The 13,966-nt window shown below is 49.8% G+C and carries 14 protein-coding genes; 11 read left to right on the forward strand and 3 right to left on the reverse strand.

Annotated elements, in window-relative coordinates:
* Positions 1-45 precede the first annotated feature (45 nt).
* The 3 genes from NEV57_RS01410 (at position 46) to NEV57_RS01420 (ending at position 3,568) form a co-directional block, all read left to right on the forward strand.
* A complete protein-coding gene (locus NEV57_RS01410) occupies positions 46-252 on the forward strand; it encodes a hypothetical protein (RefSeq protein ID WP_257656497.1) in 207 nt (68 codons plus the stop codon).
* 129 nt (positions 253-381) lie between these two features.
* Positions 382-1,062 (forward strand): ribulose-phosphate 3-epimerase, encoded by a 681-nt coding sequence (gene rpe / locus NEV57_RS01415; RefSeq protein WP_257656498.1) that lies wholly within the window; start codon positions 382-384, stop codon positions 1,060-1,062.
* A gap of 235 nt (positions 1,063-1,297) precedes the next feature.
* Positions 1,298-3,568, forward strand: a complete 2,271-nt coding sequence (locus tag NEV57_RS01420) for an aconitate hydratase (protein WP_257656499.1) — start codon at positions 1,298-1,300, stop codon at positions 3,566-3,568.
* Between the two features lie 65 nt (positions 3,569-3,633).
* On the opposite strand, the gene NEV57_RS01425 is transcribed toward NEV57_RS01420, so the two are convergent.
* The gene (locus tag NEV57_RS01425; RefSeq protein ID WP_257656500.1) at positions 3,634-4,482 is read right to left on the reverse strand and encodes an MBL fold metallo-hydrolase; all 849 of its coding nucleotides are present in this window, start codon (positions 4,480-4,482) and stop codon (positions 3,634-3,636) included.
* 233 nt (positions 4,483-4,715) lie between these two features.
* On the opposite strand from NEV57_RS01425, the gene pckA reads away from it, so the two are divergent.
* From pckA to NEV57_RS01465, 8 genes are all read left to right on the forward strand, one after another.
* Positions 4,716-6,314 carry a phosphoenolpyruvate carboxykinase (ATP) gene (pckA, locus tag NEV57_RS01430; RefSeq protein WP_257656501.1) on the forward strand — a complete coding sequence of 533 codons (1,599 nt, stop codon included), beginning with the start codon at positions 4,716-4,718 and terminating at the stop codon, positions 6,312-6,314.
* A 135-nt stretch (positions 6,315-6,449) separates the two neighbouring features.
* Positions 6,450-7,568: a phosphotransferase enzyme family protein gene (locus NEV57_RS01435; protein WP_257656502.1), complete on the forward strand. Its 1,119-nt coding sequence runs from the start codon at positions 6,450-6,452 to the stop codon at positions 7,566-7,568.
* A 14-nt stretch (positions 7,569-7,582) separates the two neighbouring features.
* Positions 7,583-8,227 carry a carbohydrate-binding family 9-like protein gene (locus NEV57_RS01440; protein WP_257656503.1) on the forward strand — a complete coding sequence of 215 codons (645 nt, stop codon included), beginning with the start codon at positions 7,583-7,585 and terminating at the stop codon, positions 8,225-8,227.
* A gap of 161 nt (positions 8,228-8,388) precedes the next feature.
* The gene (locus NEV57_RS01445) at positions 8,389-8,634 is read left to right on the forward strand and encodes a type B 50S ribosomal protein L31 (protein ID WP_257656504.1); all 246 of its coding nucleotides are present in this window, start codon (positions 8,389-8,391) and stop codon (positions 8,632-8,634) included.
* 74 nt (positions 8,635-8,708) lie between these two features.
* On the forward strand, positions 8,709-9,890 hold the full coding sequence (locus tag NEV57_RS01450) for a putative sugar nucleotidyl transferase (RefSeq protein WP_257656505.1): 1,182 nt from the start codon (positions 8,709-8,711) through the stop codon (positions 9,888-9,890).
* A 36-nt stretch (positions 9,891-9,926) separates the two neighbouring features.
* A complete protein-coding gene (tpiA, locus tag NEV57_RS01455; protein ID WP_257656506.1) occupies positions 9,927-10,694 on the forward strand; it encodes a triose-phosphate isomerase in 768 nt (255 codons plus the stop codon).
* 22 nt (positions 10,695-10,716) lie between these two features.
* Positions 10,717-11,559 carry a 50S ribosomal protein L11 methyltransferase gene (prmA, locus tag NEV57_RS01460; RefSeq protein WP_257656507.1) on the forward strand — a complete coding sequence of 281 codons (843 nt, stop codon included), beginning with the start codon at positions 10,717-10,719 and terminating at the stop codon, positions 11,557-11,559.
* A gap of 2 nt (positions 11,560-11,561) precedes the next feature.
* On the forward strand, positions 11,562-12,938 hold the full coding sequence (locus NEV57_RS01465) for a UDP-N-acetylmuramate--L-alanine ligase (protein ID WP_257656508.1): 1,377 nt from the start codon (positions 11,562-11,564) through the stop codon (positions 12,936-12,938).
* Positions 12,939-13,099: 161 nt separating this feature from the next.
* Here the strand turns inward: NEV57_RS01465 and NEV57_RS01470 are convergent, their stop codons facing one another.
* Both NEV57_RS01470 and scpB read right to left on the reverse strand, forming a co-directional pair.
* The gene (locus NEV57_RS01470; RefSeq protein WP_257656509.1) at positions 13,100-13,291 is read right to left on the reverse strand and encodes a hypothetical protein; all 192 of its coding nucleotides are present in this window, start codon (positions 13,289-13,291) and stop codon (positions 13,100-13,102) included.
* A gap of 109 nt (positions 13,292-13,400) precedes the next feature.
* The gene (gene scpB, locus NEV57_RS01475) at positions 13,401-13,961 is read right to left on the reverse strand and encodes an SMC-Scp complex subunit ScpB (RefSeq protein ID WP_257656510.1); all 561 of its coding nucleotides are present in this window, start codon (positions 13,959-13,961) and stop codon (positions 13,401-13,403) included.
* Positions 13,962-13,966: the final 5 nt, after the last annotated feature.

The raw sequence follows: 13,966 nt of genomic DNA on the forward strand, positions 1-13,966 counted from the left end.
TATTATGACGCCCGTATCTTAGTGACAATGTATAAATTAAGTGTCATGGCAAAATCAACCATTGAAATCACGGAAAAGGAATACCTGATCAAATTGAATAAATCAGAGTTTGAGTATCCGCTTGTTAGAAGGCTGTTAAACAAATTGTTAAACGGAAGCCTTCAACGGGAATTAGGTTATTCTGAAGATGAAATTACCGCCCGGTATGCGCCCGAACTGTGTGAACGGTTCGACCTGCTTCACGATAAATAACGGCGTTTATTTCCATTTTACATGGTCAGCGCCGGGTATCCGGCACATGTGGTGCAATTACAGGGATTGTTGCGATGTCTTTGAAATGAAATCCTTTCGGAATCGCTATATTTGTAAAAAAAATACCACATGTCCAAACACAAACACCTTGTAGCCCCTTCCATACTTTCCGCAGATTTCGCCCATTTATACGATGATATTGCCATGGTTAACCAAAGCGAGGCAGACTGGTTCCATATCGATATCATGGATGGTGTTTTCGTTCCGAATATTTCGTTCGGATTTCCGGTGCTTGCCTCCATCGAGCACTATGCGAAAAAGCCGCTGGATGTTCACCTGATGATCGTGGAGCCGGACCGTTACATCAATCAGTTTAAGGAAGCCGGGGCGGACCATATCACGGTACACGCGGAAGCGTGCACGCACCTTCACCGTACGGTTCACGCCATCAGGGATCTGGGGTGTCTGGCAGGTGTGGCGATCAATCCCCATACGCCTGTTTCCCAGCTTTATGAAATTATTGAAGATATTGACCTGGTTTGCGTGATGGCAGTTAATCCGGGGTTCGGCGGACAGAAATTCATTGAAGGTACTTATCGGAAAATCCGGGAACTGCGTGCACTGGCCGCCGACCGGAATGAACGCCTGCTAATTGAAGTGGATGGCGGGGTTAACGATCACAATGCGCTGGCGCTGCTAAAAGCCGGAGCAGATGTGCTGGTAGCGGGGAATTATGTGTTTGCCGCTAAAAATCCGGCGCATGCGATTGCAGAACTGAAAAAAATCACACCAAAGCTGATATCCGTTTAGCTTTTTATATGACAGCCCCGGGGTGGTTGCATGCCGGCGACGGAACACCGCAACTGCTTTGACAGGCCACGTTTCTGTTGGTAATTTGGAATATTTCCAAATTAAATGGCGTTAACTGGCATTATTGCTAAAACATGGTTTTTTTCGTAAATTCGCAACAATTTAAAAAAACGGCAGGGTGCGAGCCCGGATGCCGTCGTTTGAATAGGTATTCACTTCATAAATTTTATAATAAATGGCATTTGATATCGATATGATCAAGAAGGTCTACGCCCAGTACGGGGAGCGGATTGCCGCCGCCCGTAAAGTGGTGGACAGACCCTTAACCTTAACAGAGAAAATTTTATATACACACTTATGGAACGGCAATGCGGCACAGGGTTATGACCGGGGTGTTTCGTATGTTGATTTCGCTCCTGACCGGGTAGCCATGCAGGATGCTACGGCCCAGATGGCATTACTGCAGTTCATGCAGGCCGGCCGTCCTAAAGTGGCTGTACCGTCTACCGTGCACTGCGATCACCTGATCCGGGCCAAAGAAGGTGCTGAACAGGACCTGGCGGTAGCCACCACCGAGAGCAGGGAAGTGTTTGATTTTCTCGCGTCCGTATCCAACAAATACGGTATCGGCTTCTGGAAGCCGGGCGCGGGAATCATCCATCAGGTTGTATTGGAGAACTATGCGTTCCCGGGCGGCATGATGATCGGTACCGATTCGCATACGGTTAATGCCGGCGGACTTGGTATGCTGGCCATTGGTGTCGGGGGCGCGGATGCCTGCGACGTAATGGCGGGCCTGCCGTGGGAACTTAAGTTTCCCAAGCTGATCGGCGTGAAATTAACGGGTAAACTGAACGGCTGGACAGCACCCAAAGACGTTATCCTCAAAGTGGCCGGTATCCTTACAGTAAAAGGCGGTACGGGCTGTATCGTGGAGTATTTCGGCGAAGGTGCCCGTTCCATGTCATGTACCGGAAAAGGAACCATCTGTAACATGGGTGCTGAAATCGGAGCTACAACCTCTACGTTTGGCTACGATGAATCCATGGAACGCTACCTGCGGGCCACTAACCGCGCCGACGTAGCTGACGCGGCAAATGCCGTTAAAGAACACCTGACGGCAGATCCGGAAGTTTACGCTGATCCGGAAAATTATTTTGATCAGGTGATTGAAATTAACCTTTCGGAACTGGAGCCACACCTGAACGGGCCGTTTACTCCGGACCTGGCAACTCCAGTATCTAAGATGAAAGAAGTGGCTGCACAACATGGCTGGCCGCTGAAAGTAGAGTGGGGGTTAATCGGGTCCTGTACCAACTCCTCCTATGAGGATCTGTCGCGTGCTGCTTCAGTAGCCCGTCAGGCGGTCGAAAAAGGACTGGTTACCAAGGCTGAGTTTGGTATCAACCCCGGATCGGAACAAGTGCGTTATACGGCAGAACGGGATGGACTGCTTGATACGTTTACCGACCTGGACGCTACAATTTTTACCAATGCCTGTGGACCCTGTATCGGCATGTGGGCACGTGTAGGCGCTGAAAAAGCGGAAAAGAATACCATAGTACACTCCTTCAACCGGAACTTTGCCAAACGTGCAGACGGCAATCCCAATACATATGCGTTTGTGGCTTCACCGGAACTGGTGGCTGCAATTGCTATTTCGGGTGACTTGTCATTCAACCCGCTGACCGATACCCTGGTCAACGATAAAGGCGAATCTGTAAAATTGGATCCACCTGTCGGTGATGAATTGCCGCAAAAAGGATTTGACGTCGAGGACCCGGGATACCAGGCACCGGCAGCGGATGGCAGCAGCGTAGAAGTTGTTGTTGCTCCCACATCGGACCGTCTGCAGCTGCTTGATCCTTTTGCGCCATGGGAAGGTACCGACTTATCCGGATTGAAACTGCTGATTAAAGCCAAAGGAAAATGTACGACAGACCATATTTCCATGGCCGGCCCGTGGCTGAAATACCGGGGTCATCTGGATAATATCTCCAATAACCTGCTGATCGGTGCGGTGAACTACTTCAACGACAAAACCGACGCTGTAAAAAATCAGTTATCCGGTGAATACGGTGCAGTACCTGCTACACAGCGGGCGTACAAGGCTGCTGGTATCGGCTCTATTGTTGTCGGTGATGAAAACTACGGAGAAGGCTCATCACGTGAGCACGCAGCCATGGAGCCGCGGCACCTGGGTGTGCGGGCAGTACTGGTGAAATCGTTTGCCCGTATCCACGAAACCAACCTGAAAAAACAGGGGATGCTGGCGCTGACCTTTGCCAACAAGGAGGATTATGATAAAGTACAGGAAGACGATTCCATCGATATTATTGGCCTCACCGGATTCGCACCGGATACGCCGTTGACGGTCGTGCTGCATCATGCGGACGGTACCCGGGACGAGATTACGGTAAACCATAGCTATAACGAACAGCAAATCGGCTGGTTCAAAGCAGGCGGTGCACTGAATATCATCCGTCAGGGGCTGACAGCCAATTAACCCCATTCATTAACTAAACTAAACAAAGCCGCCCTACGGATAAAACCCGGGGCGGCTTTTTCCGTTTATGCCGTTAACCAGTCTGTTAATGAAAAGGTGCTTTTGAGCCGGTATCCCTTTTCCATGGACAGGATGGAGCAGCATTCATGGACCGGGTCGTGTTCCAGAAACAGCGCGTAATCACCGTCCACGGCTTCCTGCCAGAAACGTTTTCGTTCTTCCATGGTGGTGAGGGGCCTAACATCGTAACTCATTACATAAGGTAATGGAATATGCCCCGCGGAAGGCAGTAAATCGGCCATATAAAGCAATGTCTTTCCGTTGTAGTTAATCTGCGGGAGCATCATCGCATCCGTATGACCATAGACGAAGCGGACCACGATATGTTCCGAAAACCGGATGCCGTCTTCCACGTCGATGAAGCTGAGTTTTCCGCTTTCGTAAATGGGCAGGATATTTTCCTGCAGGAATGATGGCTTTTCCCGGTGGTTGGGAAATAACGCCCATTCCCAGTGCTTTTTATTGCTCCAGTAAATCGCATTCTTAAAGGCCGGAACCAGCCTGTCGCCGTCGCGGATAATCGCACCCCCTACGTGGTCAAAATGAAGGTGGGTGAGGAACACATCTGTAATGTCGTCACGGTGGAAACCATGGGCAGCCAGTGAGCCGTCGAGCGTGGCATCGCCATGACGGTAATAGTGGCTGAAAAATTTTTCGTCCTGTTTATCGCCAAGCCCGGTGTCGACCAGTATCAGTCGGCCGTCGTCTTCAATGAGCAATAAACGGGCAGCCCAGGTGCACATATTCCGTTCGTCGGCCGGGTTGGTACGCTGCCATATGGATTTGGGAACCACGCCGAACATAGCGCCGCCATCGAGCTTGAACAATCCGGTATCGATAGGGTATAATTTCATACGTGTTATAGCTGATGTAAAATGTTAAAGGTAGCGATTACCCACCGTAATGAAAATACCCCGGTCGCAAAATATTCCCCATCCGGCTAAATCGTTAAACAGTTCTGTATGTCAGTCCGTTAACTTAGTGTAAGTTTTACAACTTATTGATTTTCAGTGTATTTTACTTTTTTATATGTGTTTTTAATCCCTACATTTGTCGCGTTAAACCAATATAAACCAAACAGATTGTTATGAATTCGCTTGAAACTGTAATGCCGGATTTAACCTATCTTTTTATTAACGAAAACGCAACCGTACACTATCAAAAAGAGGTGGCCGAACTGGTGGAAACTGCCATTTTAAATCAGGAAGGCCACCTGACCCATACCGGCGCGCTGGCGGCCGATACCGGTTATTTTACCGGCCGGGCACCAAAGGACCGGTTTATCGTTTATGACGACCTGACAAAGGATGAAATATGGTGGGGGCCCGTTAACCAGCCCATCTCCGCGGATTCAGCCGGTACCCTGCTTGAGCAGGTGGGCGCTTACCTGGGCGAAAGGGAGCTGTATGTCCGCGATGGATTGGCCGTTTCCGATCCGGACCACTGCGTCAGTATCCGTGCTATAACGGAAACGGCGTTTCAGAACATCTTTGTCAATAACCTGTTTATCCGACCCGGAACCGCAGATGTAAACGCACGGCCCGATTGGTCCATTCTGGCAGCGCCGGGATTCCGCTGCCCGAATCCGGAACAGTATGGCCTGCGCCAATCCAATTTCGTGATTATTGATTTTACCAGGCAGGTGATCCTGATCGCCGGAACGGCTTACACCGGTGAAATCAAGAAAGGCATGTTCTCCGTGCTGAATTTTATCCTGCCACTCCGGAAACGGATCCTGCCGATGCACTGTTCGGCCAATACAGACACTTCAGGGAGTACCGCACTTTTCTTTGGCCTGTCCGGTACGGGGAAAACCACCCTGTCCGCCGATCACGACCGGTTATTGGTCGGGGATGATGAACACGGATGGGATGCCGGGGGCATTTTTAATTTCGAAGGCGGCTGTTATGCCAAATGCGTCGGACTCGACCGAACCCGGGAACCGGAAATATTCGATGCAATCCGTTTCGGCGCGCTGCTCGAAAATACGGTCTTTTATCCCGGTTCACGTACCCCCGACTATGAAAACACCACCAAGACGGAAAATACCCGCGTGGCATATCCGATTGAACACATTGCAGGCAGCGTGCGCTCGGGACGGGCACCGGCTCCGAAGAACATCTTTTTTCTTACGGCTGATGCATTCGGTGTTATCCCGCCGATATCCCTGCTATCCACCACGCAGGCCATGTACCATTTTATATCCGGTTATACAGCGAAGGTTGCAGGTACGGAAGTGGATGTTAAAATACCACAAGCGGTCTTCTCTGCCTGCTTTGGCGAAGCATTTCTGCCTTTGCACCCCGCACATTACGCCGAATTGCTTCGCGGACGGCTTACCGGAACGGACATCCGGGTGTGGCTGGTCAATACCGGATGGATTGCCGGGCCTTACGGCGTAGGCAGGCGTATTAAGCTGGACTACACCCGGGCCATGGTCAGGGCCGCGCTGGCAGGTTCATTACATGATGCGGCCTTCCGCACCCACCCGGTATTTAAATTGCAATACCCCACGGCATGCCCCGGTGTACCGGATGCGATCATGGACCCCGTGAGCCTGTGGGCGAATGATACGGCTTATTATGCGCAGGCAAACAGACTGGCTGCACTGTTTGTTGAAAATTTTAAAAAATTTGAGACGGCAGTAAGCGCCGACGTACGGGCAGCCGGACCGTACATCCCATAGGATACACAACCGGCTTATTCGATTGAAATAACACTGAAAATAGTGCAATCGATTGCTTTGTGGAAACATAGTGGTTATTTTTCCGCTTATTTGCATATTGCATCATCAAAGGAAAAAACCGTTCAGCAGTTTTTTATGAATACACCTGATGCAGCACAATTAGCCCGGCTGGCGAACCAGTTCCGTATGGAGGGAAATGTCCTGGATATCGCACCTTTCGGCTCGGGACATATCAATGACACCTACCGGGTAAACACAGACGCAGCTGACAGTTACCTGCTTCAGCGCATAAACCATCATGTGTTCCGGAATGTGCCGGCACTGATGGATAATATGGAGCTGGTCACAAGCCACCTGAAACAAAAGTACAGGCTGCTCAATGAAAAAGATCCCGATAGCCGGGTGCTCACGCTTATCGGGCATGAGTCAGGGAAATCGTTTCATGAGGATGCAGAAGGCAGCTTTTGGCGGATGTTTGTCCTGTTGCCCCACACCCGCAGTTACGACATTGTGGAAACGCCGCAGCAGGCGCGGGAGGGGGGACGTGCATTCGGCCAGTTCCAGCGGCTGTTGTCCGACCTGGATGCCACACGCATTCACGAGGTGCTTCCTCATTTTCACCACATCGGCAAGCGGCTGGAACGCCTTGACGAAGCTGTTGCCAAAGATGCTTTCGGCCGGGTGGCTGGCGTGGTGGACGAACTGGCATTTGTTGCTGCGCGGAAGGATCGCATGCAGACCATTCAGCACATGGCTGCCGAAGGACTGCTGCCATTGCGCATTACCCATAACGACACGAAATTCAATAATGTACTGCTGGATGGAAATGATCAGTTCCAATGCGTGATCGACCTGGATACGGTAATGCCTGGATATGTCGCCTGTGATTTCGGGGATGCGATCCGCAGTATCATTAACCGGGCGGCAGAGGATGAGGCCGACGTGGAGCGTGTTAAATTGAATATCCCGCTGTTTGAAGCGTATGCCGAAGGGTATTTTGAACAGGCCCATCACTTTCTGACATCGCACGAAACGGATTCATTGTTCGCGGGTGTACTGCTCCTCCCGTATATGCAGACCGTGCGGTTTCTGACCGATTTCGTGGAAGGTGATCATTATTACAAGATCCATCACGCGCAGCACAACCTGCAGCGCACCCGGGCGCAGCTGCGGCTGGTTGAAGAACTGGAAAAACACGAACCGGAGCTGCGTGTTATCCTCCAACGGATTGCCGATAAATACCGGAAGAATTAAATACTGACTACCACATGAAAACACTGGTTATTCCGTTTTTGCCGAATGTTGGTTATCGGTCCGACGAAAAGTCGGTTATGGATGCGTTGGCTCCGCTTACGGCGGTCACATTGGAGGAAGCGCCATGGCCACAATATCCGGATAAACCAGTAGTGCACATGAAAGCAGGCCATACCGGAGACAGTCTGGTCCTGCAGTTCTCAGTCGAAGAAAAATACATCAAGGCCGAATACCGCAACACAAATGACCCGGTACACCGGGACAGCTGTGTCGAATGTTTCATCGCATTCGATAACCGGCATTATTATAACCTCGAGTTCAATTGCATCGGTACGGCGTTTGCCGGTTACGGCAGTGCGGATAAATCCACACGTAGAACGCTGCCGAAAAGCACCGTTGAACGGATCAGGACTTACGCCGTCATCAATCCGGACAAGGAAAAGCACCAGCCCGTATCATGGCGGCTGCTACTGAATATACCACTGACTGTCTTTGAGGCCAGCGGTATCAGATCCCTTTCGGAAATATCCTGTACGGGTAATTTCTATAAATGCGGGGATGGTCTGCCCGAGCCGCATTTCCTGGCATGGAGCCCGATCGCCTATCCTGAACCCAACTTCCACCGGCCCGAAAGTTTCGGAAAACTGTTCTTTTTATAGGATAAGCATGCCATCCGCGATGCCTGTTCCGAAAAGCCAAAATATTATTGGAATTGTCATATGGATAAATTAACTTTGCAGCCTCAATTAAGCATGTATAGTAATGTAGGGGTTGGCCGTCGATAAGTCGCGGTCATGACCATAAAAATAATAGTTAAGAAATGAAAAAAGACTTGCATCCTTCAAATTACAGATTAGTGGTATTCAAAGACATGTCTAACGAATATGCCTTCATCACGCAATCGTGTATCGATACCAAAGAATCCATTACATGGGAAGATGGCAACGAATATCCGCTGGTAAAGCTGGAAATTTCGCACACTTCACATCCCTTTTACACCGGTAAGATGAAGCTGGTGGATACCGCCGGACGTATCGATAAGTTCCGCAGCCGTTACAAGAAATAAGCAGAACGGTAAAAAATATTTAGTCCCGGTATTTTATCGGGACTTTTTTATTTTAGCCGTACGAATTTACGCCCATGCATATCGTATTATTTGACAAGGCTGATTGGCGGCAGGCACTTTATCCGCTCACATTGACGCGCCCGGTAGCTGATTTACGTGTTGGCATACTTACCATCGCCGAAAAATGGGGAAAATGGCTAAACACTCCTTTCTCATTTCTTACGCCCACCTATTTAAGTGAAAAATACCCGTTAACCGATGATACCGGTCCATTATGGCTTATTCGGGGCAACTGCTGTCCGGACGACCGCCTGTGCGACACCATCGCCGGACTGCGTCCCGGTGAAGGGCTGACCGATGAGGACGGGTGGATTGCAATACACACAGATACGACTTCCCTTGCTGCTGCCGTTGCAGGCGACTATGCACCGGTACGGTATCCGCATCCGGTTACCTGTATCCGTCATCCCGAAGATATTTTTCTCCGTAACGGCGCGGCAATCCAGGCCGACTTTGACCTGCTTACCAAGGGCCGGATGTCGGCTAAGTTATCCGATAGCAACCGCTTTATTGGGGACCAGGTGTTTGCGGAACCTGGAGCAACGGCAGAATGTGCCACCTTTAACAGTACAACTGGCCCCATTTATTTAGGTAAGAACAGTGAGGTATGGGAGGGAAGCTTGATCCGGGGTGCATTCGCACTGGGGGAGGGCGCGCAGGTGAAAATGGGAACCCGGGTCTACAGTAACGTCACCGTGGGCCCCCAATGCCGTGTGGGTGGCGAACTGAATACCTGTGTGATCTGGGGCAGGTCTTCCAAAGGACACGATGGTTACCTCGGCAGTGCCGTAGTGGGCGAATGGTGTAATTGGGGGGCGGATACGAATAATTCCAATATGAAAAACAATTATAAACCTGTGCGTTTATATGATTATGACCGTAGGGATTATCGGAATACCGGATTACAGTTTTGCGGCACGATCATGGCCGACCATGCGAAATGTGCCATCAATACGGCATTCAATACAGGCACGGTGGTCGGTGTTGCGGCAAGTATTTTCGGTGCGGGCATGCCACCCACTTATATTCCTGATTTTTCATGGGGGGGGTCGGAAGGATTCACCACCTACGACCTGGATAAGATGGTTGAGACAGCCCGGCTGGTATACGAACGCCGGGATTGTACGTTCGACGAAAAGGAACAGAAATTATTAACTGCTGTGTTTGAACTGACCCGGGAAAACCGGAAGTTTTAACAGCTATTAGCTATTCATTAAAAGCACCTTTTTATTATGCGTAGAAAAATCGTTGCCGGGAACTGGAAAATGAACCTGGATTATCAACAGGGAATCAGCCTGTTTTCCGAGATTATCAACATGGTAAAAGACGAGGTACGGGGTGATCAGCATGTGGTCGTGTGCAGCCCGTTTATACACCTTCATGCGATTTCACAGTTGGCTAAAGGCCACCCCCGGGTATCAACCGGCGCCCAGAACTGCTATGCGGAGGCTGCCGGTGCATACACCGGCGAAATTTCAGCGGCACAGGTAACGTCAACCGGTGCTACGTATGTGATCCTGGGCCATTCGGAACGGCGGATCTATTTCGGGGAAGACGGCTATTTATTAAGCAAGAAGGTCGACCTGGCGCTGAAAAGCGGATTGTCGCCTATTTTCTGTGTCGGCGAAACCCTGGAGGAACGCGAATCCGACCAGTATTTCGATGTCATCAGGCAACAGCTGGAAGCGGGTGTTTTCCATCTTTCCAATGAGGCCTTTAAAAATATCATATTGGCTTATGAGCCCGTATGGGCCATTGGTACAGGCCTCACTGCCTCGCCGCAGCAGGCACAGGAAGTCCACGCCTTTATCCGCAATGAGATCGCCGCGCATTACAATCAGGAAGTGGCCGACAGTACGTCGGTGTTATATGGTGGCAGCTGCAACCCCGGGAATGCCCCCGACCTTTTTTCACAGGCGGATATCGATGGTGGACTGATTGGCGGCGCTTCGCTGAAATCCCGCGACTTTGTGGAGATTGTGAAAGTATATAATGCGTAATTATTCGCGGTTATTTGGAACTATGAAATACAGTGAGGTGATATTCACCTGCAAAGGAGGTGCCGACTGGCACCGGGAACTGCTGGTGCAGGACCTGGCCAATATCGGCTTTGATACATTTGAAGAACGGGAAGCGGGCTTTGCCGCCTACATTGCTTCCGAACAGTTTGATGCGCCGCTGCTTGAGTCGCTTTTGATCCGGCAGCCTCCGGGATTCGAGGTAAACTATACCCGGCAGGAGATTGCACCGCAAAATTGGAATGCCGTATGGGAAAGCAATTTTGAACCGGTTGTGATCGCTGACCAGTGCTATGTACGGGCAACCTTCCATTCACCGCGGCCGGACTACCCTTACGAAATTGTCATTGACCCAAAGATGGCATTCGGCACCGGGCACCACCAAACAACTTCGTTGATGATGCGTTATATGCTCGAGACGGCGTTTGCGGGAAAAAATGTGCTGGATATGGGATGCGGTACGGGTATATTGGCTATCTTAGCCGCGAAACTTGGCGCAACGCAGGTACTGGCCATAGACAATGATCCGGTATGTGTTGCAAGCGTAGCGGAAAATAAAAAATTGAATGACGTTGAACACATTGAAGCCCGGTGCGGAACAGCCGACCTGATTTCCGGCATGCAGTTCAACATCATATTAGCAAATATCAACCGGAACATCCTGCTGGATCAGCTAAGTAGCTATGCGCAATGCCTTGGAGTGGAAGGGGAACTGTATATCAGCGGGTTTTATGATGGCGATGACCTTCACACGCTGAAAACGGCCGCTATGGGTTACAACCTGCATTACAGTGGACATAAAGAGCAGAACGGATGGGCAGCTGCACGATTTATTAAAATCAACTAGCTATGCGAGTACACTTTATTGCCATTGGGGGCAGTATCATGCATAACCTTGCCATCGCACTGGCTCAAAAAGGGTTCATCGTCAGTGGATCCGACGACCATATCTATGAACCGTCGCGGACCAACCTCGCCCGTGAGGGCCTGCTTCCCAAACCGGGCTGGTATCCCGAACACATCACGCCCGATATCGATGCGGTGGTTATCGGTATGCATGCTAAGGCAGACAACCCTGAATTACTGAAAGCACAGGAAATCGGGATCAAAATCTATTCATACCCCGAGTTTATTTACGAACAGACCAGGGAAAAAGTACGGGTAGTTATCGGCGGAAGTCATGGCAAAACGACTATTACCAGCATCATCATGCACGTACTGAAGTCCATTGGCCGCGATTTTGATTACCTGGTCGGTGCGAAACTGGATGAATTCCAGTACATGGTCCGCCTGACCAAGGATGCACCCATTGCCATTATTGAGGGCGATGAATACCTGGCGTCACCCATTGACCAACGCCCCAAGTTCCACTTGTATAAACCCAATATTGCATTAATCAGCGGCATTGCGTGGGACCATGTAAATGCCTTTCCGACGTTTGAAAAATATGTGGATCAATTTCGGCTTTTTATCAAACACATCGAGCCCAAGGGCACGCTGGTCTATAATAAAGAGGATAAGAAACTGCAGGAAATTGTGCTTGAGGATCAATCCAAGATCAATAAGCATGGTTACCGCACGCCGGAGTACACCATCAATAAAGGCGTCACTTATATCCATACGGCCGCAGGCGACATCCCGCTTCAGGTGTTTGGCCGGCATAACCTGTCCAACATTGCGGCGGCCTTCACGGTATGTGACTGGCTGGGGGTAAGCCGGGAGGCATTTTACAATGCCATCCGGAATTTCCGCGGTGCTTCCAGGCGACTGGAATATGTCGCCAGTGACGACGATAGTGTGGTCTATCAGGATTTTGCCCATACACCGTCCAAATTAAAGGCGAGCATCCATGCGCTGAAAGAACAGTTTCCCAATAAGGAACTTGTCGCAATCGTCGAACTGCATACCTACAGCAGCTTAAGCGAAGCATACCTGAGTGAATATAAAGATACCATGCAGGAGGCGGAGTATCCCGCGGTATTTATTAATCAGGAAGCACTCAAACAGAAAAATGCGGAGGCCATTACCACCGATACCCTGAAAAAGGCATTTAACCAACCTGATTTGATTTACTTCAATAACATCACCAGTATCGGGGAATACCTCAGCCAGATGGACCCGGAAGGGAAGAACCTGCTGTTGATGAGTTCGGGAAATTACGGTGGTGTAAATCTCGTTAACTACGCCGATAAGTTTTTGGTAAAACCGGCTAAAGGTCAGGCGTAAACACATCCGCCATGCCAGTTAACCAGCATAGCGGATGTGATTTTGTCATGTCATTCTGAACATTGGGGTCTGAAAGCCGGATATGATGGTATAGGTGACCTCAGCTTTCTCGTATGGGGTTTCGTGGACCTGCGTAAACAGTCTTTCAAATACGGAGACGTTTACGCGTAATCGTCGTCGTCGTCAAAGTCGTCAAAATCATCCATTGAATCGAACTCATCCAATTCAAAGTCATCTCCCTCTTCTAAAAAACCGTCTGTGTCGTCATCGTCATCAGGCCCCTTGTCCAAAACGGCTAACACCTCATCCTCCAAAATTGCTAATTCATTGTCTTGCATCCTTAGCGTTTTCATAATTATGTTTTATTGTATACTGTTTTTTAACAAGGATAAAAATAACAAGTTTTTAACTTCCTGTCACTTTTTTTAAAAAAAAATGGATGTGAAGATAAATAACTGATTGCTAGTTTGTTGATTCTCCTATAGTGTTGCTTTCCGCTACAATTTCCTTTAATTTCGGAAGATCCGCCACGCTGTTCAGGCCGAAATGATCCATAAAAAGACTGCTGGTGCCGTAAAGAATCGGCCGGCCGACGCTTTCGGATTTGCCGGCGATAACGATCAGTTCCTTTTCCAGCAGGCGCTGAACCGAATAATCGCAGTTAACGCCACGGATCTGTTCAATTTCCAGTTTCGTGATCGGCTGGCGGTAAGCGATGATGGCCAATGTTTCCAATGCGGCCTGACTGAGCTTCTTTTTGGCCCGGTGTGCCTGCAGCTGGTTGATCGTCCCGTAAAACCGGGGTTTGGTCAGGAACTGGTAAGCGCTATTTACCATCCGGAGCTCCATCACCCGGTCCTCCTGTTGATAGCGGCGTTCAATTTCACTGAGAACGGAGTGGATCTCCTGCTCGTCAAGGGGCTTTTCAATAACGGTTTCCATGACCTGCCTGATCTCCGCAGGGGTAATCCCGTATTCCGATGCATAGATCAGGGCCTCTATTTCGCAGATCAGCTTTTCCAATTTTT

It is taken from the genome of Parapedobacter lycopersici, assembly GCF_024643285.1.
In the GTDB taxonomy this organism is placed as follows: domain Bacteria; phylum Bacteroidota; class Bacteroidia; order Sphingobacteriales; family Sphingobacteriaceae; genus Parapedobacter; species Parapedobacter lycopersici.

Bases quoted from the DNA above. Each gene is read 5' to 3' on its own strand.
- NEV57_RS01440 (WP_257656503.1), top strand. From the start codon at position 7,583: ATGAAAACACTGGTTATTCCGTTTTTGCCGAATGTTGGTTATCGGTCC.
- NEV57_RS01450 (WP_257656505.1), top strand. From the start codon at position 8,709: ATGCATATCGTATTATTTGACAAGGCTGATTGGCGGCAGGCACTTTAT.
- NEV57_RS01445 (WP_257656504.1), top strand. From the start codon at position 8,389: ATGAAAAAAGACTTGCATCCTTCAAATTACAGATTAGTGGTATTCAAA.
- tpiA (WP_257656506.1), top strand. From the start codon at position 9,927: ATGCGTAGAAAAATCGTTGCCGGGAACTGGAAAATGAACCTGGATTAT.
- rpe (WP_257656498.1), top strand. From the start codon at position 382: ATGTCCAAACACAAACACCTTGTAGCCCCTTCCATACTTTCCGCAGAT.
- NEV57_RS01465 (WP_257656508.1), top strand. From the start codon at position 11,562: ATGCGAGTACACTTTATTGCCATTGGGGGCAGTATCATGCATAACCTT.
- NEV57_RS01425 (WP_257656500.1), bottom strand. From the start codon at position 4,482: ATGAAATTATACCCTATCGATACCGGATTGTTCAAGCTCGATGGCGGC.
- NEV57_RS01410 (WP_257656497.1), top strand. From the start codon at position 46: ATGGCAAAATCAACCATTGAAATCACGGAAAAGGAATACCTGATCAAA.
- NEV57_RS01470 (WP_257656509.1), bottom strand. From the start codon at position 13,291: ATGAAAACGCTAAGGATGCAAGACAATGAATTAGCAATTTTGGAGGAT.
- NEV57_RS01435 (WP_257656502.1), top strand. From the start codon at position 6,450: ATGAATACACCTGATGCAGCACAATTAGCCCGGCTGGCGAACCAGTTC.
- pckA (WP_257656501.1), top strand. From the start codon at position 4,716: ATGAATTCGCTTGAAACTGTAATGCCGGATTTAACCTATCTTTTTATT.
- prmA (WP_257656507.1), top strand. From the start codon at position 10,717: ATGAAATACAGTGAGGTGATATTCACCTGCAAAGGAGGTGCCGACTGG.
- NEV57_RS01420 (WP_257656499.1), top strand. From the start codon at position 1,298: ATGGCATTTGATATCGATATGATCAAGAAGGTCTACGCCCAGTACGGG.